The sequence below is a fragment of the Rhodoferax sp. GW822-FHT02A01 genome (assembly GCF_038784515.1).
Classification (GTDB): Bacteria; Pseudomonadota; Gammaproteobacteria; order Burkholderiales; family Burkholderiaceae_C; genus Allorhodoferax.
In genome coordinates, this window is the sequence record NZ_CP152376.1 from 123,623 (window position 1) to 141,203 (window position 17,581).

The following is a 17,581-nucleotide window of genomic DNA, read 5'->3' on the forward strand; positions in this document are numbered from 1 at the left end:
TATGCAGACCATCAGTGTCCGGCTGGCAACGCCAGCTGATCTGGATACCGTAGCTCTTCTGTTCAATGGCTACCGGCAGTTCTACGAACAGCCGGATGATCTGGCGCTGGCCAGACGGTTCATTGGCGAGCGCATGGCCAAAGGGCAGTCCACCATCCTGATCGCCGAGGACGCCATGGGCACTGCACGGGGTTTCAGCCAGCTCTACCCAAGCTTCTGCTCGGTGATTGCAGCCCCGATTTATGTGCTGTATGACTTGTATGTGGCCCCGGGGGAACGCAAGTCCGGCATGGGCAAAGCGCTGCTGCAGTTTGCGGCACAGTATGCGAGGCAACAGGGCGCTGCCCGCATGGACCTCACCACGGCGCGTAACAATCTGCCGGCGCAAGCGCTGTACGCATCCTTGGGCTGGCAGCTCGACGAAGTCTTCCTGGCCTACAACCTGAACCTTTGAACCTGCCTTCAGCTGCTACGCACGCCCATCAGGGCACCGCTTCTTCGGCATGGCAGCACACACAGAGCTTGTTGCCGTCCAAGTCGCGGAAGTAAGCGCCATAGTAGTTGGCGTGGTACTGCGGCCTCAGGCCCGGCGCCCCTTCGCTGTGGACTCCTTGGGCTAAGGCGGTGGTATAGGTTTGGTCTACCACGGCCCTGGTGGGCGCCAGCAGAGCCACCATCTGGCCGTTGCCAGCCACATGGGGCTGCCCGTCGAAAGGTCTGCCAATCAGAAACAGTGGTCGCGCCTGGTGGGGCACCATCCAGCCAGCCCACGCTTTTTCGGGCTCACTGAACTTCAACACCCAACCCAACGCAGACAGCACCCGGTCGTAGAAGGCAAAGGCCCGGTCGAAGTCGGTAATGCCGATGTGCGTGTGGGAGATCACGCTACAGCCTCCTCCACCTTGTCGCGCGTGCTCTCGATCTGCAAGCCCAGCCGATTCACGCCGCTGACCAATGCCTTGAGCGAGGCCGTGACGATGTTGCTGTCGAGTCCGACACCATAGCGCTCCGAGCGGGCACCAACGGCCGCCAACTCGATGAAAGCACAGGCCTGCGCATCGCCGGCATGCTGGCTGGCTTTGGTGGAGCGCTCTTCAAAGCTGCGCACCTGCACTTCCAGACCCGCGCTTTGCAGCGCATGCACGGCTGCGTCAATGGGGCCATTGCCCACACCTCTGAGCTGCACGGAACGCCCTTCCATGCTCAGTTGCAACTCGATGCCTTGCGCCGGTGTCTTGCCATGCCCGGCGACTTCAAACAGGTGGTGGCCCAGGTAACGCACGCTGGCGTTGTCGGCGTCCAAATAGGTGGCATCGAACAGGCTCCAGATGTCCTGTGCCGTCATCTCACCGCCGTGGGTATCGGTGTAGCTCTGCACTTCACTGGAGAACTCCACTTGCAGGCGGCGCGGCATGACCACGCCGTATTCCACCTCCATGAGATAGGCCACGCCGCCTTTGCCACTCTGGCTGTTGACGCGGATGACCGAGTCGTAGCTGCGCCCCAGGTCTGCTGGATCGATCGGCATGTAAGGCACATCCCAGATCGTGTCCTTCTTCTGCGCGGCAAGCCCCTTCTTGATGGCATCCTGGTGCGAACCGCTAAAGGCCGTGAAGACCAGATCGCCCACATAAGGGTGACGGGGATGGATGGGAAGCTGGTTGCAGTATTCCACCGTGCGCGCCACTGCATTGATGTCGGAAAAGTCCAGGCCAGGCGCCACGCCCTGCGTGTACAGATTGAGCGCCAACGTCACGATATCCACATTACCGGTACGCTCGCCATTGCCGAACAGGCAACCCTCCACCCGGTCGGCGCCAGCCAGCAAACCCAACTCGGCGGCAGCAACCGCAGTACCCCGGTCATTGTGCGGGTGCAGGCTCAGGACAATGCTGTCACGCCGTGCCAGATGGCGATGCATCCACTCGATCTGGTCTGCGTAGACATTGGGGGTTGCGCCTTCCACGGTGGCGGGCAGGTTGAGGATGACCTTGTTGGAAGGTGTTGCGCCCCATTCCGCCGTTACTGCATTGCAGATTTCGAGTGCGAATTCGGGCTCGGTACTGCTAAAGACCTCAGGGCTGTATTCCAACTGGAACTCCGTGCCCGGCTGCTGGGCCGCCAGCTCCTTGATGAGGCGCACCGACTGCACGGCCATTTCCACGACCTCGGCCTTCTGCATGCCAAAGACCACCTCACGGAACACGGGGGCAGTGGCGTTGTAGACGTGCACGATGGCGCGGCGTGCCCCTTGGAGGGACTCGAAAGTACGACGGATCAGATGCTCGCGTGACTGGGTCAGGACTTCAATGGTCACATCCGCCGGAATGTGACCGCCCTCGATCAGGTTGCGTACGAAATCGAAGTCGGTCTGGGACGCGCTGGGAAAGGCCACCTCGATTTCCTTGAAGCCCACTTCACACAGCTTGCGGAACATGCGCATCTTGCGTTCGCCGTTCATGGGTTCAAACAGAGACTGGTTGCCGTCACGCAAGTCGCTGCTCATCCAGATGGGCGCCGCGGTCAGTGTTTTGGAAGGCCATTGGCGGTCAGCAAGCTGGACGCCCTGGAAAGGTCGGTACTTGGAAGCGGGATTGGCTAACACGGGCAAACTCCTTATAAGACTTACGAACGGGTATAAGAAGCATGTTATGCCATTGCAGTGCGCAGATTATTGCCAATGCATGCTTTAAATCAAATTTATTTGGCAACAACTACCAATTTTTAATAAAATTAAGCATTATTTATGATAATTCGAACGTTTTCTCGCCAGCATACTTACCGACCAGTGCACGCAGTCGATCTGCATTTACCGGTTTGCTGAGAAAGTCATTGGCGCCTGCAGCCAGAGCCTGGCCATTGGCGTCGTTCATGACGTCAGCGGTAAGCACCACAATCGGCAGTTTGGAAGCTGCACCTTGCAGAGCACGAATGGCGCGGGTCGCGGTCAGACCGTCCATGACCGGCATGTTCACATCCATCAGCACCATGTCAAAGGGTTTGCGTTGAACCCAGTCCAGTGCCTGTTCCCCGTTTTCACAGAACGTAGCCTCACAGCCCATGCGACGCAACAGGACCGCAACCAGCTTTTGGTTGATCGGGTGGTCTTCCACCACCAGCACCCGCATATCCTGTGTGACCACGTCTGCTGTAGCGCCTTCGCCCGTCACAGTCGGCTCCTGAGTCACAGGATTCGGCTGAACCAATGGTGAGTTGGCTGCCGCAGCACTCAGCCCTGGATGAAATGGCACCCGCACTTTGACCGTGAAGGTCGACCCGGTCCCCACCACGCTTCGCACCGTGATCTCACCATCCATCATGCGTGCCAGGGACTGCGATATTTCCAGCCCCAGGCCAGCACCACCAAACTTGCGTGTACGGCTGTCATCCCCCTGAGAGAAGCGTTGGAACAACCGCGAAAGTGTCTGGGAATCCATACCAATGCCGGTATCTGTGATTTCAAATTCCAGGGCAATGGTCTGCTCCATGCGCATGGCCTCGAAAACCTTCAGGTGCACATGACCGATTTCGGTGAACTTGATGGCGTTGTTCAACAGATTGAACAGGATTTGCTTGAGACGCGTCTCATCCACGAAGACCAGAGGCAGCACAGCCTGCGGCAGATCGATGTGAAATTCCAGGCCCTTGCTTTTGGCCAGCGGCTGCATCAGGGCTGCCACGTCCGCCAGCACGTGCGGAACTGCCACATAGGTGGATTTCAGTGAAAGTTTGCCGGACTCTAGCGCGGACAAGTCCAGCACATCGTTCAACAACGTCAGCAGATGGCCGGCAGATGTGCGTGCCATCTGGACATAGTCGGTTTGCTCGGCGTTCATGGGCGTGCTTTGCAGCAGGTCCAGCATGCCGATGAGCCCGTTGAACGGGGTGCGGAGTTCATGACTCATATTCGCCAGAAATTGGCTTTTGCCCCGACTTGCCGACTCGGCACGAAAGCGAGCTTCGCGCAATTCCTGGGTGAGTTGCTCCATGGCCCTCCGCTCGGCCTCCAGGCGCCTGTGGCGCATGACAAGGGCGCCCGAGGCGATCGTCAGCAAAGCCAGTTGTGCAATAGTCAGCCAGACAATGAGGCCGTTTTGCCTGCCCATGGCGTCCGATTGGTGCTCCAGCAGCAACGCGACCTCGGAATCTGCTGCAAGAGTCAGTGCCTGCACATCGGGCCCAAGCGTGTTGAGTCTTTTCTGAGCGTTGGCAAGCCCGGCAAATCGGATAGGTCTGTCGGACAGCGCCGCGTCCATCTCCACCAACAAAGGCTCCAGGCCTGCAAAGACCTTGCGGTACTCCTCGCGTCCCGTCAACAGCGCAACACTGGGGCTGTCACGCAGCAGGGTCAGGCGACTGAGAAAGATGTCATAGCGCAGCGACAGGGCGTCGGCGTCGTTCTCCGTACGGCTGACCAGCGCTTCGCCCAATGCCTGCCTGGTACGCAGAAATTCCCGCTCAAACTGGAAAACCAGCGCAGTCAGTGAATCCGAGCGCAGGGCGTTGCTCTTATCGATGGCGCGCATTTGCGCAATCTCGGATACCAGCAACGCCGCCATGGCCAGTGCCATGGCGGCCGTCCCCAACGCAAGCCAGAGCAAAAAGCCCCGGTTATTTCTGCCGCCATACATCGCCGGTCTATTCGATCGTCAGTGACTTGAGCTGCCAGGCCGAGCGTTCGTAATAGATGGCAGAGCGAAGCTCTGGATTAGAGTCGTAGGGATAGACGATGAACAAGGGGCCTTTGGTCTTGACCGGAATGCTCTTGCCATTCATCTTGTGGGCCAGAATCACATCGAACTTCTGCGCGTCCTCGAACGGCACGGATGTCTGGTAATCATTCAGTGCAACTGCCTTCAAAAGGGTGCCGGAGGCCTTGGCGGCCGCCAGCACATCGCGCAACAAAGGTCCGGTGAACGCGATAGGCTGCTTATCCCACGGCGTCATGGTGGTAAACGTGCGCTGCGGCAGCTTCTCCACCATCTCCATGTCAAACACCGCTGCATTGGGCGCGTTCTTTTCGCCGACATTGCCGGAAAGCGTCAATACGACTTTGCTTTTGGCAGGCTGCAACGCGGCCGCAGGAAGTGCCATGCTTAGAACCACACTGATGCCACAAAGGACAAAAATGCGAAAAAGCATTGAAATCATAAAAACGGCCTTTTTGATAAAATCGGAAAGGCCAAACTCTACACCGGAAAGCTTACATAACGTCAGTGGTGGTGACCGTGGGCTCCATGCACGTGTCCGTGGGCCACTTCTTCCTCTGTGGCGGGCCGTACTTCCAGAACCTTCAGTCCAAAGCGCAGTGGCTTACCAGCCAGAGGATGGTTTCCGTCCAAGTAGACCGTATCACCTTTGATCTTCAGGACGGTAAACACGATGGTGTGACCGCTTTCGTCACGGCCTTCCAGCTGACCGCCGATCTTGACGCCGGGCGGGAACTGCTTCTTTGGAATGGTCTGCAGGAGCGCTTCATTGCGGGCGCCAAAGGCATCTTCCGGTTGAAGCTCAATCGTCGCTTGATACCCCGCTTCTTTGCCTTCCAATGCCTCTTCGATCTTGGCGAAGGTGTTGCCATAGCCGCCATGCAGGTAAGACATGGGCTCTTTGCTTTCTTCCAGCAGCTTGCCGGTGATTTCGGAAACCGTATAGCGCAGGGTAACTGCCGAGTTTTTTTCGATTTTCATAAGATTGGGGGTGAGTGGATGGGGCATTATCGACAAAAACCCTCTTGAACTAGGCAGCATGCGCCGACGGCATCCCTCCCAATGTGCGAAGGTGGATAATTCGCTTCTGTATCCATTTGAGGTTTTTGACATGAGTGACGCACAACACCGTATTGATGAACTGGTTAAATCCAACGAAGTCCTGCTGTTCATGAAGGGCACGGCCAGTTTCCCGCAATGTGGCTTCTCCGGTCGCGCAATCCAGATTCTCAAAGCCTGTGGCGTGGACCCCAAGTCCATCAAGACCGTCAACGTGCTCGAAGACGATGAAATCCGTCAGGGCATCAAGGAATACAGCCAGTGGCCCACCATTCCGCAGCTCTACATCAAGGGCGAGTTCATTGGCGGCTCCGACATCATGATGGAGATGTACGAGTCTGGCGAACTGGCCCAGACTCTGGCGTCCAAACCGGCCTGAGGATTCAGGCGGCAAACTCCCAGCGCCGCTTGGCTCCCAGCACCGCATCCGGATACGCTGCCTTGCCGCGCGAGCCGTTATAGCGCCCCAGCGCCATGAAGTGGTCTTCGCGCTCCAGGTCAAGGTAGTGACGCAAGATCACACAGCCAAAGCGCAGGTTCACCTTCATCATGAAAAGGCTGTTGGCGTCGCCATCTCCAATGCTGCGCGTCCAGAATGGCATCACCTGCATGTATCCCCGCGCACCCACGCTACTGACCGCGTACTGGCGAAAGTTGCTCTCCACCTGAATCAGCCCCAACACCAGGGCTATATCCAGGCGGGCACGTTTGCAGTCGTACCACAGGGTCTGCAAAAACTCCGTTCGCTGCTGCAGGGTCCTGAGGTCGGACCGACGCGCCACCAGGCGTTCATTCATCTCTAGCTTCCAGCGCAGGTAATGCATCTTGGCCTCGGTGCTGGAAAACGGCGGCTCAGGCGGCTCGCCGCTGGCAACTGCTGCACTCAGTGCATTGCGAACCGCGTCTGCCAAGGGTTCTTCGATTTGCCCACCCGCGTGCGCCACCCGTCCAAGACCGGCTAAACCCGGCGCGGCCAAATATTGCAGCAATCGGCGACGACCCAGGCCGAGCGCCTGTGCGTCTGGCTTCATGCCTTCAAACGTGACCGGATCAACTCCACGATTTCAGCGACGGCGACATTGGTTGCAGCCTTGTCTCGGCGGTGCTGGTACTCCACCACACCCTCTTTCAGACCACGATCACCCAGCGTCACCCGATGGGGCACACCGATCAGCTCCCAATCGGCAAACATGGCGCCAGGGCGCTCGTTGCGGTCATCCAGAATCACGTCCACACCGGCCGCCAGCAATTCCTCATAAAGCGTGTCAGCCGCTGCCTTGACGTCAGGGAAGCGATCCGGGCTGATGGGGCACAAAACGACCGTGAAAGGCGCAATGGCATCCGGCCAGATGATGCCGCGCTCGTCGTGGTTCTGCTCGATGGCTGCTGCCGGCAAACGGGTGATGCCGATGCCATAGCAACCCATTTCCATGAACTGCGGCTTGCCGTTGACGTCCAGGAACGTGGCGTTCATGGCACGGCTGTATTTGGTTCCCAAATAGAAGACGTGGCCCACTTCAATGCCGCGCTCGATGGCTAAGGTGCCCTTGCCATCCGGCGACAGATCCCCTTCGACCACATTGCGCAGGTCGACCACCACATCCGGTTCGGGCAGATCACGCCCCCAATTCACGCCGCTCAAGTGGTAGTCCACCTCATTGGCACCGCAGATCCAGTCCGACATCAACGCGACTTCCCGGTCTGCCACGACGCGCAAAGGCTTCTTCAAGCCAACCGGTCCCAAATACCCCGGTTCGCAGCCAAAATGCTCATCGATTTCGGCCAAAGTTGCAAAACGGAAACCTGCCAGTCCAGGCACCTTGCCCACCTTGATCTCATTCATGCTGCGATCGCCGCGAATCAGCAGCAACCAGACCTGGGATTTGACGATTTCACCCTTTTCATCACGGGTGTCTGTTGCAACCACCAGAGACTTCAGGGAGTTTTCGATCGGCAACTTCAAGTAATTTGCCACATCAACGCAAGTGCTCATGCCAGGCGTGGCCACTTTTGCCAATGTCTGGGCGGGCGCCGGGCGCGGCCCCGCGGGAGCCAAGGCTTCAGCCTTTTCCATATTGGCGGCGTATTCGCTTTGCGGGCAGTAGACGATGGCATCTTCCCCGGTGGCGGCAATCACCTGGAACTCTTCGGACAGATCACCACCAATGGCGCCACTATCGGCCGCTACTGCACGATAGACCAAACCAAAGCGGTCAAAGATCCTGCGGTAGGCCTTGGCCATAATCTGGTAGCTCACCTTGGCCGCGTCTTGGTCGCGGTCGAAGCTGTACGCGTCCTTCATGATAAATTCGCGCCCGCGCATCAACCCAAAGCGTGGACGCCGCTCATCGCGGAACTTGGTCTGGATTTGGTACAGGTTCTTGGGCAGCTGCTTGTAGCTCTTGATTTCCTGACGCGCAATATCGGTAACCACTTCTTCACTGGTCGGCTGCACCACGTAATCGCGTTCGTGCCGGTCCTTGATACGCAATAGTTCCGGGCCCATGGCTTCAAATCGCCCGGTCTCCTGCCAAAGCTCCGCGGGTTGCACCACGGGCATGGTCAGTTCGACGGCACCGGCACGGTTCATTTCCTCGCGCACGATGGCCTCCACCTTGCGTATCACCCGCAGGCCCATGGGCATGTAGTTGTAAATGCCTGCGCCCAGCTTCTTGATCAACCCAGCCCGCGTCATCAGCTTGTGACTGACGACCTCAGCATCGGCTGGCGCTTCTTTCAGGGTGGAAATGAGGAACTGGGAGGCTTTCATGACAACTACTCGATCAACTTCAAAGGCTGCTAGGGCACTTCGTCACTTGATGCACGCCGCTTGCTGTGCATAATGAACGAAGTTTAAGAATTGGGGTTTGATTATGCTTGACCGGGACGGCTTTCGCCCCAACGTCGGCATCATCCTGCTCAACCATAAAAATCAGGTATTTTGGGGCAAGCGCATACGAACCCACTCGTGGCAGTTTCCGCAGGGTGGCATTGACCGGGGCGAAACCCCCGAGCAGGCCATGTTCCGTGAATTGCACGAAGAAGTCGGACTCCATCCGGAGCATGTTGCGATAGTTGCCCGTACCCGAGATTGGTTGCGCTATGAGGTGCCAGACAGGTACATACGACGCGATGCACGTGGCCACTACAAGGGCCAAAAGCAGATCTGGTATTTGCTGCAACTCACCGGCCACGACTGGGATTTGAACCTGCGCGCGACCGACCATCCGGAGTTTGACGCGTGGCGCTGGAATGACTACTGGGTTCCGCTGGAGGCCGTGGTCGAATTCAAGCGTGGTGTCTACGAAATGGCGTTGACCGAGCTCGCCCGGTTTTTGCCGCGCCATGACGCCCGCAATCGCTATTTACGCCATGGGCATAGACCCAGGGAGCAGGAATTGCCCGCACAGGGCAATGCGCTGCCAATCTCCAACAATTCAACCGGCTCCATGGGTGACACCCAAGGCGGGACCGGAAACCCTGTATCGGACTCGCATGAAACTTAAGGTCCTTGCAACCTGGACGTTGATGTTTTCGTTCACATTGCTCAGCACTAACAGCCTGGCTCAGACTACCAAGGTGACCGAAGAAGATGAATGGGTGGAAGAACAAGCGCCTCCACCGCCAGCATTTTCAAAAGAACATTTGATACCAATTGACTTGCCATTGCATATGACCGTCAAGGTGGGAGCAGATCCCAACAGCATTGTTGTGGGAACTGACGGTGTCGTTCGCTATGTGTTGGTCATCACCAATACGACCGGCACCACCAGTGCTTTGTACGAAGGAATTCGCTGTACAACCGACGAGGTAAAGATGTATGCACGGCTGGGCTCATCGGGAACGTGGACTACTCTTGCGTCCCCAACCTGGAAGCCCGTGAGTGACAATTTGCCCTCTGGAATCTCGCTGGCTTTTGCGCGCCAGGGCGGCTGCCTGAACAGGCTTGCCACTTCAAAAAGCGAAATCATTGCCGCTCTTACAGCGCGTGTCCGAGTTGGGCCTTCAATGCGTGGCCAGTAAGGCCGACCAAATTACTTGGTGATCACCAGATTGTCCCGGTGCAGCATTTCGGCCTCTGCCGCATAACCCAGCAGCTTTTCAATCTGTGAAGAGGGTTTTCGGCAAATGATGCGGGCTTCTGCACTGGAATAGTTCGCCAGGCCGCGCGCGATTTCCAAGCCTGCGTCGTCACGCACCGCGATGACGTCGCCGCGCGAAAAATCGCCCTCCACCTGTACCATGCCGATGGGCAACAGGCTCTTGCCCTCATCACGCAGCTTGACGACGGCACCTGCATCCACCACAACCGCACCGCGCAATTGCAGGTGATCTGCAATCCATTGCTTGCGTGCCTGGGTCTTCTGCGTTTGCGCAACCAACAAGGTACCGATGGCCTCGCCAGCGGTCAACCGTATCAATGCATCTGGTTCACGGCCCCAGGCGATGACGGTAGAAGCCCCTGAGCCGGCTGCACGCTTGGCGGCCAGAATCTTGGTAATCATGCCGCCGCGTCCAATGCTGGAACCGGCACCACCAGCCATCCGTTCCAGCTCAGCGTCTCCTGCCTTGGCCTCGTGGACAAAGCGGGCGTTGGCGTCTTTGCGAGGATCCGCGGTATACAAGCCCTTTTGGTCCGTCAGGATGATCAGCGCGTCAGCTTCCACCAGATTGGCAACCAGTGCGCCCAGCGTATCGTTGTCGCCAAACTTGATTTCATCGTTGACTACGGTGTCGTTTTCATTGATCACCGGCACCACACCCAGCTTCAGCAAGGTCAACAACGTGGAGCGCGCATTGAGGTAGCGCTCGCGATCCGCCAGATCCGCATGCGTGAGCAGCACTTGGGCGCTGCCCAGTTCGTTGAGGCGCAACTTGGTTTCGTACATTTGCGCCAGGCCCATTTGACCAACCGCTGCGGCCGCCTGAAGTTCCTGCACAGCCTTGGGACGGGTACTCCACCCCAACCGCTTCATGCCCTCGGCGATGGCGCCGCTGGACACCATGATCACCTCACGCTTGTCACGGATCAGATGCGCGATCTGACGGCACCACTCGCCTATGGCCTGTTCATCCAGGCCCTGACCATCGTTGGTCACCAGGCTGGAGCCCACTTTGACCACCACGCGCCTGGCTTTACGCAGTACGGAAGATTGCGATTTCTTTGTCATTTTTCTGTGCTGGCTGGGACGTGGGCTTCAGAAAGTCTCAGGCGCGCACGCCTGGCTGGATTTAAGACTTGGCAGGATCGGCCTGAACGTCCGTAAATCGGGGATCTACTTCTACATGCGGCTGCTCGGCCACCTGCTGGGCTTTGACGTGTTTGTAAATTTCCTTGATCAGTGGCTCACAGCCTTCGCGTGTGAGCGCAGAGATCTCAAACACCGGCCCCTTGAACTTGAAGCGCTTGATGAAATCCTTGACGCGGGCCTCTCGCTCTTCGGCTGGCAGCATGTCCACCTTGTTGAGTACCAGCCAGCGCGGTTTCTTGTACAGGTTTTCGTCGTACTTCTTTAGCTCATTGACGATGGCTTTGGCCTGTTTGACGGTATCCACACCCTCATCAAACGGCGCAATGTCCACAATGTGCAAGAGCAAACGGGTGCGCTGCAAATGCCGTAGGAACTGATGACCCAGACCGGCGCCCTCTGCCGCACCTTCAATCAGTCCGGGCAAGTCGGCCACGACAAAGCTCTGCTCGGGCCCCACCCGTACAACGCCTAGATTGGGATGCAAGGTCGTAAACGGGTAATCCGCGATGCGCGGGCGCGCGTTCGAAACCGCTGTGATGAAAGTGGACTTGCCCGCATTGGGCATGCCCAGCAGGCCGACATCTGCCAAAACCTTCAGTTCCAGCTTGAGATTGCGCTTTTCCCCTGGCCAACCTGGGGTCTTCTGACGTGGTGCGCGGTTGATGGCACTCTTAAAGCGCAGATTGCCAAAGCCACCATCACCACCCTTCGCAATAGTGATGACCTCGCCGGGAACCAGCAGCTCAAACAGCACTTCTCCGGTTTCGGCATCGCTGATGATGGTTCCAACGGGCATTTTGAGGGTGATGTCCTCGCCTGCAGCGCCGAACATATCGGAGCCCATGCCATGTTCTCCGCGCTTGGCGTCATATCGGCGCGCAAAGCGGTAGTCCACCAAGGTGTTGAGATTGGGATCGGCAACTGCGAAGACGTGGCCGCCACGACCACCGTCCCCACCGTTAGGGCCGCCAAATTCCTTGTACTTCTCATGCCGGAACGAGACGCACCCCGCTCCGCCGTCTCCAGCAGAGATATCGATATAGGCTTCGTCAACGAACTTCATGGTGGCTATTTTCCCAAATTGCAACCCGCTTGCGGATTGCGTAGGAGCTTAACTTCGCGCAACGGAGTTAAACAGGGCGGGCTGAAAACAAAAACCCCGCGCTTGGAAAGCGCAGGGTTTTTGGGGTGAGCTTGCTGCAGATTAAGCAGCAGTGACGCTCACTGTGTGCTTGTTCAAAGCACCCTTGACCGCAAACGACACAGTGCCGTCTACCAGTGCAAACAAGGTGTGATCCTTGCCGATACCGACATTGGTGCCGGGATGGAACTTGGTACCACGTTGACGAACAATGATCGCGCCAGCGCTGATCACTTCACCACCGTAGGACTTCACACCGAGCATCTTGGGCTTGGAATCGCGCCCGTTTCGCGTAGAGCCGCCGCCTTTTTTCTGTGCCATGACCCTTGCTCCTTATGCTGCAATCGCGCCGATTTGCAGCTCTGTGAACTGCTGGCGGTGCCCTTGACGTTTCTGATAGTGCTTACGACGACGCATCTTGAAAATGCGCACTTTGTCGTGCTTGCCGTGTGCCACTACAGTGACAGTAACCGTTGCGCCGGACACCAAGGGCGTACCAACCTTCAGCTCGGTGCCGTTTCCGACAGCCAGAACCTGGTCAATAACAATCTCTTGGCCTACGTCCGCAGCAATCTGTTCTACTTTAATTTTTTCGCCAGCAGCAACCCGATATTGCTTGCCACCGGTTTTTATGACCGCGTACATGTTGACCTCTTTATCTAGACTCTGAGAACGGATTTTCGCAGAGCCATAGATTATAGCCCTAAAGCCAACTTTCTCCAAATTTGCCTGTCATGTCAGATTCGAAGCATGGCAAGTTTCTATAATCGCCGCACAACCAACCGGCCTATCGTCTTGCAAGTCAATCCAAGCAGCACATCATCTGGACTCTCCATCATTGAGGGCGACATGCGTCAGGTGGACGCCGTCATCGCCCAGCGGCTCAACTCTGGAGTTCCCCTTGTAGGTAGTGTTTCGCAATACATCATCACAGCGGGAGGCAAGCGCCTGAGACCCTCGCTTCTGTTGCTGTGCTGCGGCGCGCTGGGCTGTGACAGCGAACAGCGATTCAACATGGCAGCCGTCGTCGAGTTCATCCATACGGCAACCCTCCTGCACGACGATGTCGTGGACGACTCGGCGCTACGTCGTGGACGTGCCACTGCGAACGCCACGTTTGGCAATCCGGCAAGCGTCCTGGTCGGCGACTTTCTGTACTCCCGTGCTTTTCAAATGATGGTGGACGCCCAAAGCATGCGCATCATGCAAGTACTGGCGGATGCCACCAACGTGATTGCCGAAGGCGAGGTCATGCAGCTGATGAACATGCACAACGCAGAACTGGACGAAGCGGGGTATTTGCATGTCATTCGCTCCAAGACTGCCAAGCTGTTTGAAGCCAGTGCGCGCGTTGGCGCAATTCTGGCGGGCGCTGAGTCAGCGCTTGAAGAGGCATGTGCAGAATATGGGCAAGCATTGGGCACAGCCTTCCAAGTCATTGACGACGTGCTCGACTATGCGGGAGATGCGTCGGTAATGGGCAAAAGCGTGGGAGACGACTTACGCGAAGGCAAGGCAACCCTGCCACTGATAGCCGCCATGCAGCGTGGCACTCCAGAGGAATCGGCAACCATCAAGAAGGCCATCGAGACCGGCGACCTTTCCATGCTCGAACTGATTGTCTCCATCGTCAAAAGGACAGGCGCCTTGGACGTTGCCCGCAACGCGGCACGTCAAGAGGCATTACGCGCCATTTCGGCCGCCAAGCGCCTGCCCCAGGCCCCGCACACCGACTGTTTGATACAATTGGCGACCCAATTGTTGGAGCGCGATCACTGAGATTCGTCTCCCACTGTCTTCAAACCGCGGGGTGTAGCTTAGTCTGGTAAAGCGCTACGTTCGGGACGTAGAGACCGGAGGTTCGAATCCTCTCACCCCGACCACGGTGTTTGGTCATTTCCCAATAAAAATTGCTCGGCAGCTTAGGCGACAATGCCGCGATATTCTGGGAAAAAGACATGACCATACTGGTAACCGGCGGAGCCGGCTTCATTGGCAGTAATTTTGTGCTGGACTGGTTGGGCCAGGGGGGCGAGCCAGTTGTCAACCTGGACAAGCTCACGTATGCGGGCAACCTGCAGAATCTGGCGTCTGTGTCCTCCAACCCCGCCCATATCTTCGTGCAAGGCGACATAGGCGATGCATCCTTGATGAATGAGCTGCTGGCGCACTACAAGCCCCGCGCCGTACTGAACTTTGCCGCCGAGAGCCATGTGGATCGCTCCATCCTGGGCCCAGGCGAATTCATCCAGACCAACATCGTGGGCACTTTCAACCTGCTGGAAGCCGTGCGCGCCTACTGGAGCGGCTTGGAGGCAGCAGCCAAGACAGTCTTTCGCTTCCTGCACGTCTCCACCGACGAGGTCTATGGCTCCTTGTCCAAGACCGATCCGGCTTTCTCAGAGACCAACCGCTACGAGCCCAACAGCCCATATTCGGCATCCAAGGCTGCCAGTGACCATCTGGTGCGCGCCTACCACCACACCTACGGGCTGCCGGTGCTCACCACCAACTGCTCCAACAACTATGGGCCCTTCCACTTCCCCGAGAAGCTCATTCCCCTCATCATCGTCAACGCCCAGGCCGGCAAGGCGCTGCCCGTGTACGGTGACGGCCAGCAGATCAGGGATTGGCTGTACGTGAAAGACCACTGCAGCGCCATCCGCCGCGTGCTCGAAGCGGGCGTGCCCGGTGAGACCTACAACGTAGGCGGCTGGAACGAGAAACCCAACTTGGAGATCGTGCACACCGTGTGCGCGCTCCTGGATGAACTGCGCCCCAGAGCAGACGGCAAGCCTTATAGCGAGCAAATCACCTTTGTCACCGACCGCCCCGGGCACGATCGGCGCTACGCCATCGATGCTGGCAAGATCGAGCGCGAGCTGGGTTGGAAGCCAGCCGAGACCTTTGAGTCGGGCATTCGTAAGACCGTGCAGTGGTACTTGGCCAACCCCGAGTGGGTTGCCAATGTGCAAAGCGGCGGCTACCGTGACTGGGTGAGCCTCCAATACGGCAACAGTGACCAAGCTGCGGCCGCTCTATGAGAATCCTGCTCTTGGGCTGTAACGGCCAGGTGGGATGGGAGCTGCAGCGAAGCCTCTCGGTGTTGGGCGAAGTCGTTGTCCTGGGCTCGGATGCAAAGAAGAACCTGCAAGGCCTGAGCGGCAATTTGACCGATCTTGACGGTCTTGCACAAACAGTACAGACAGTGCGCCCGGATGTGATCGTCAATGCCGCGGCCCACACCGCAGTGGACAAGGCTGAGTCCGAACCAGAGCTGGCACGTACCATCAACGCCCTGGCTCCCGGCGTGCTGGCTGCCGAAGCACACAAGCTGGGTGCCTGGCTGATCCACTACTCCACCGACTACGTATTCGACGGCAGTGGCACGACGCCCTGGACGGAGACCGATGCAACGGGTCCATTGAGTGTGTATGGTGCAACCAAGTTGGAAGGTGAGCAGCTTGTTGCGGCCAACAATCCCAAACACCTGATCCTGCGCACCAGCTGGGTGTACGGAGCTCGCGGTGGCAACTTTGCCAAGACCATGCTGCGCCTGGCCTCTGAGCGCGAGACGCTGACCGTCATCGACGACCAGTTTGGGGCTCCCACATCGGCCGAGCTGCTGGCTGACGTGACAGCGCATGCCACTCGCAACCTGCAAAGTAGGCCTGAGCTGGCGGGTTTGTACCACTGCGTAGCCAGCGGAGAGACCACCTGGCATGGCTATGCCCGCTTTGTGCTGCAAACGGCACAGGCCTTGGGCACCGTGCTCAAGGCGAGCCCCGAACAAGTTGCCCCGACCAGCACACAAAACTATCCCACACCGGCCAAACGGCCACGGAATTCGCGCCTGAACACAGCCAAGCTGCAGGACGCCTTCAATCTCACCCTGCCCCATTGGCAGGCGGGGGTGGGGCGCATGCTCACAGAGATATCAGGGAAGTAGGAACAAGAACATGACCAACACGACAACACCAGCCCAGTCCAAAGCCCGCAAAGGCATCATCCTGGCCGGTGGCTCGGGCACACGGCTGTATCCAGCCACCCAGGTGGTGAGCAAGCAGTTGCTGCCCATCTACGACAAGCCCATGATCTACTACCCGCTGACCACGCTGCTGCTGGCGGGCATTCGCGAAGTGTTGGTGATCTCCACCCCGCAGGACACACCGCGCTTTGAGCAGCTCTTGGGGGACGGCAGCCAGTGGGGCATCAAGATCCAGTACGCGGTGCAGCCCTCGCCCGACGGACTAGCCCAGGCCTTTCTGATCGGCGAACAGTTCCTGGCCGGGGCACCCAGCGCCCTGGTGCTGGGAGACAACATCTTTTACGGCCACGACCTTGCGTCCCTGCTCAAGGGCGCGAACCAGAAAACCACCGGCGCCACCGTGTTTGCCTATGCGGTCAATGACCCGGAGCGCTATGGCGTGGTGGAATTCAGCCCGCAGGGGCGTGCCATCAGCCTGGAGGAGAAACCCCAAGCGCCCAAGAGCCGCTACGCGGTCACGGGCCTGTACTTCTATGACGAGCAGGTGGTCAGTCTGGCCAAACAGGTCAAACCCAGCGCGCGCGGTGAGCTGGAGATCACTGATCTGAACCGGATGTACTTGGACCAGGGCCAGCTCGATGTGCAGACCATGGGGCGGGGCTATGCCTGGCTGGACACGGGCACCCACGAATCCATGCTGGAGGCCAGCCAGTTCATCTACACCATTGAAAACCGCCAGGGGCTGAAGGTCGCAGCCCCGGAAGAGGTGGTGTGGCGCCATGGCTGGATTGACAATGCCCAGCTGGAAAAACTCGCCGCACCGCTAACCAAGACGGGCTATGGTCAATACCTGCTGCGACTGCTCACGGAAAAGGTGTATTGATGAAGGTAACGAAAACGGCAATTGCCGATGTACTGCTGCTTGAACCCAAGGTGTTCGGGGACGCACGGGGATTCTTCTTCGAGAGCTTCAACCACCGGATGTTTGAAGAGGCTACCGGGGTGAAGACGCAGTTTGTGCAGGACAACCACTCCAAGTCGGCCAAGGGCGTGTTACGGGGTCTGCATTACCAGGTCAAAAACCCGCAAGGCAAGCTGGTGCGGGTAACGCAAGGAGAAGTGTTTGATGTGGCAGTGGACATCCGCAAGGACTCGCCCACCTATGGTCAATGGGTTGGAGAAACACTGAGTGCGGACAACAAGCGTCAGCTGTGGATTCCGGCCGGTTTGGCCCACGGCTTTGTGGTGCTCTCAGACACCGCCGAGTTCCTCTACAAGACCACCGACTACTATGCGCCGGAGCAAGAGCGCTGCATCATCTGGAACGACCCGACACTGGCCATCGACTGGCGGCTCAATGGGCTGACGCCATTGCTCTCGCAAAAGGACTTGCACGGTGCAAGCTTTGCCGACGCAGCTTTGTAGTGTCCAA

19 protein-coding genes, 1 tRNA gene and 1 pseudogene are annotated in these 17,581 nt (G+C 58.1%); 10 read left to right on the forward strand and 11 right to left on the reverse strand.

What is annotated here, in order from left to right; translation table 11 throughout:
• The first annotated feature begins 1 nt into the window (after window position 1).
• A complete protein-coding gene (locus AAGF34_RS00540; protein WP_342618690.1) occupies window positions 2-454 on the forward strand; it encodes a GNAT family N-acetyltransferase in 453 nt (150 codons plus the stop codon).
• A 28-nt stretch (window positions 455-482) separates the two neighbouring features.
• Here AAGF34_RS00540 and AAGF34_RS00545 read toward each other — a convergent pair whose 3' ends face one another.
• From AAGF34_RS00545 to AAGF34_RS00565, 5 genes are all read right to left on the reverse strand, one after another.
• Window positions 483-884 (reverse strand): VOC family protein, encoded by a 402-nt coding sequence (locus AAGF34_RS00545; RefSeq protein ID WP_342618691.1) that lies wholly within the window; start codon window positions 882-884, stop codon window positions 483-485.
• Window positions 881-2,605: a 2-isopropylmalate synthase gene (gene leuA / locus AAGF34_RS00550; protein ID WP_342618692.1), complete on the reverse strand. Its 1,725-nt coding sequence runs from the start codon at window positions 2,603-2,605 to the stop codon at window positions 881-883. The genes AAGF34_RS00545 and leuA overlap by 4 nt, the downstream gene beginning before the upstream one ends.
• Before the next feature lie 139 nt (window positions 2,606-2,744).
• Window positions 2,745-4,571, reverse strand: coding sequence for a response regulator (locus AAGF34_RS00555; RefSeq protein WP_342618693.1), 1,827 nt, complete (start codon window positions 4,569-4,571; stop codon window positions 2,745-2,747).
• A gap of 67 nt (window positions 4,572-4,638) precedes the next feature.
• Window positions 4,639-5,094 carry a molybdopterin-dependent oxidoreductase gene (locus AAGF34_RS00560; protein ID WP_342618694.1) on the reverse strand — a complete coding sequence of 152 codons (456 nt, stop codon included), beginning with the start codon at window positions 5,092-5,094 and terminating at the stop codon, window positions 4,639-4,641.
• Window positions 5,095-5,213: 119 nt separating this feature from the next.
• Entirely contained in the window at window positions 5,214-5,690 is a 477-nt protein-coding gene (locus AAGF34_RS00565) for a peptidylprolyl isomerase (protein WP_342618695.1), read from the reverse strand.
• Between the two features lie 130 nt (window positions 5,691-5,820).
• Here AAGF34_RS00565 and grxD point away from each other — a divergent pair, with 130 nt between their 5' ends.
• On the forward strand, window positions 5,821-6,147 hold the full coding sequence (gene grxD, locus AAGF34_RS00570; protein WP_342618696.1) for a Grx4 family monothiol glutaredoxin: 327 nt from the start codon (window positions 5,821-5,823) through the stop codon (window positions 6,145-6,147).
• Window positions 6,148-6,151: 4 nt separating this feature from the next.
• On the opposite strand, the gene AAGF34_RS00575 is transcribed toward grxD, so the two are convergent.
• Both AAGF34_RS00575 and AAGF34_RS00580 read right to left on the reverse strand, forming a co-directional pair.
• On the reverse strand, window positions 6,152-6,799 hold the full coding sequence (locus tag AAGF34_RS00575) for a transglycosylase SLT domain-containing protein (RefSeq protein WP_342618697.1): 648 nt from the start codon (window positions 6,797-6,799) through the stop codon (window positions 6,152-6,154).
• Complete coding sequence (locus AAGF34_RS00580; RefSeq protein ID WP_342618698.1) at window positions 6,796-8,538, reverse strand: proline--tRNA ligase; 1,743 nt, start codon at window positions 8,536-8,538, stop codon at window positions 6,796-6,798. The genes AAGF34_RS00575 and AAGF34_RS00580 overlap by 4 nt, the downstream gene beginning before the upstream one ends.
• Window positions 8,539-8,641: 103 nt before the next feature.
• On the opposite strand from AAGF34_RS00580, the pseudogene AAGF34_RS00585 reads away from it, so the two are divergent.
• Window positions 8,642-9,160 (forward strand): annotated as a pseudogene (locus AAGF34_RS00585) (RNA pyrophosphohydrolase); the annotation flags it as partial.
• Between the two features lie 103 nt (window positions 9,161-9,263).
• Window positions 9,264-9,791 (forward strand): CNP1-like family protein, encoded by a 528-nt coding sequence (locus tag AAGF34_RS00590; RefSeq protein WP_342618699.1) that lies wholly within the window; start codon window positions 9,264-9,266, stop codon window positions 9,789-9,791.
• Window positions 9,792-9,802: 11 nt separating this feature from the next.
• Here the strand turns inward: AAGF34_RS00590 and proB are convergent, their stop codons facing one another.
• The 4 genes from proB to rplU all read right to left on the reverse strand — a co-directional run bounded on the left by proB (window position 9,803) and on the right by rplU (window position 12,806).
• Window positions 9,803-10,939, reverse strand: coding sequence for a glutamate 5-kinase (gene proB / locus AAGF34_RS00595; protein WP_342618700.1), 1,137 nt, complete (start codon window positions 10,937-10,939; stop codon window positions 9,803-9,805).
• A 61-nt stretch (window positions 10,940-11,000) separates the two neighbouring features.
• Window positions 11,001-12,083: an Obg family GTPase CgtA gene (gene cgtA, locus AAGF34_RS00600; protein ID WP_342618701.1), complete on the reverse strand. Its 1,083-nt coding sequence runs from the start codon at window positions 12,081-12,083 to the stop codon at window positions 11,001-11,003.
• A 141-nt stretch (window positions 12,084-12,224) separates the two neighbouring features.
• A complete protein-coding gene (rpmA, locus tag AAGF34_RS00605) occupies window positions 12,225-12,482 on the reverse strand; it encodes a 50S ribosomal protein L27 (RefSeq protein WP_342618702.1) in 258 nt (85 codons plus the stop codon).
• Between the two features lie 12 nt (window positions 12,483-12,494).
• Window positions 12,495-12,806, reverse strand: a complete 312-nt coding sequence (rplU, locus tag AAGF34_RS00610) for a 50S ribosomal protein L21 (RefSeq protein WP_342618703.1) — start codon at window positions 12,804-12,806, stop codon at window positions 12,495-12,497.
• Between the two features lie 105 nt (window positions 12,807-12,911).
• Between rplU and AAGF34_RS00615 the strand changes: the two genes are divergently transcribed.
• The 6 genes from AAGF34_RS00615 to rfbC all read left to right on the forward strand — a co-directional run bounded on the left by AAGF34_RS00615 (window position 12,912) and on the right by rfbC (window position 17,574).
• Complete coding sequence (locus tag AAGF34_RS00615) at window positions 12,912-13,940, forward strand: polyprenyl synthetase family protein (RefSeq protein WP_342618704.1); 1,029 nt, start codon at window positions 12,912-12,914, stop codon at window positions 13,938-13,940.
• A 27-nt stretch (window positions 13,941-13,967) separates the two neighbouring features.
• Window positions 13,968-14,044: transfer RNA gene (locus tag AAGF34_RS00620), tRNA-Pro, on the forward strand.
• Between the two features lie 75 nt (window positions 14,045-14,119).
• Complete coding sequence (gene rfbB, locus AAGF34_RS00625) at window positions 14,120-15,205, forward strand: dTDP-glucose 4,6-dehydratase (RefSeq protein ID WP_342618705.1); 1,086 nt, start codon at window positions 14,120-14,122, stop codon at window positions 15,203-15,205.
• Window positions 15,202-16,110, forward strand: coding sequence for a dTDP-4-dehydrorhamnose reductase (gene rfbD, locus AAGF34_RS00630; protein WP_342618706.1), 909 nt, complete (start codon window positions 15,202-15,204; stop codon window positions 16,108-16,110). The genes rfbB and rfbD overlap by 4 nt, the downstream gene beginning before the upstream one ends.
• A 10-nt stretch (window positions 16,111-16,120) precedes the next feature.
• On the forward strand, window positions 16,121-17,032 hold the full coding sequence (rfbA, locus tag AAGF34_RS00635; RefSeq protein ID WP_342618707.1) for a glucose-1-phosphate thymidylyltransferase RfbA: 912 nt from the start codon (window positions 16,121-16,123) through the stop codon (window positions 17,030-17,032).
• Entirely contained in the window at window positions 17,032-17,574 is a 543-nt protein-coding gene (rfbC, locus tag AAGF34_RS00640) for a dTDP-4-dehydrorhamnose 3,5-epimerase (protein ID WP_342618708.1), read from the forward strand. The genes rfbA and rfbC overlap by 1 nt, the downstream gene beginning before the upstream one ends.
• Window positions 17,575-17,581: the final 7 nt, after the last annotated feature.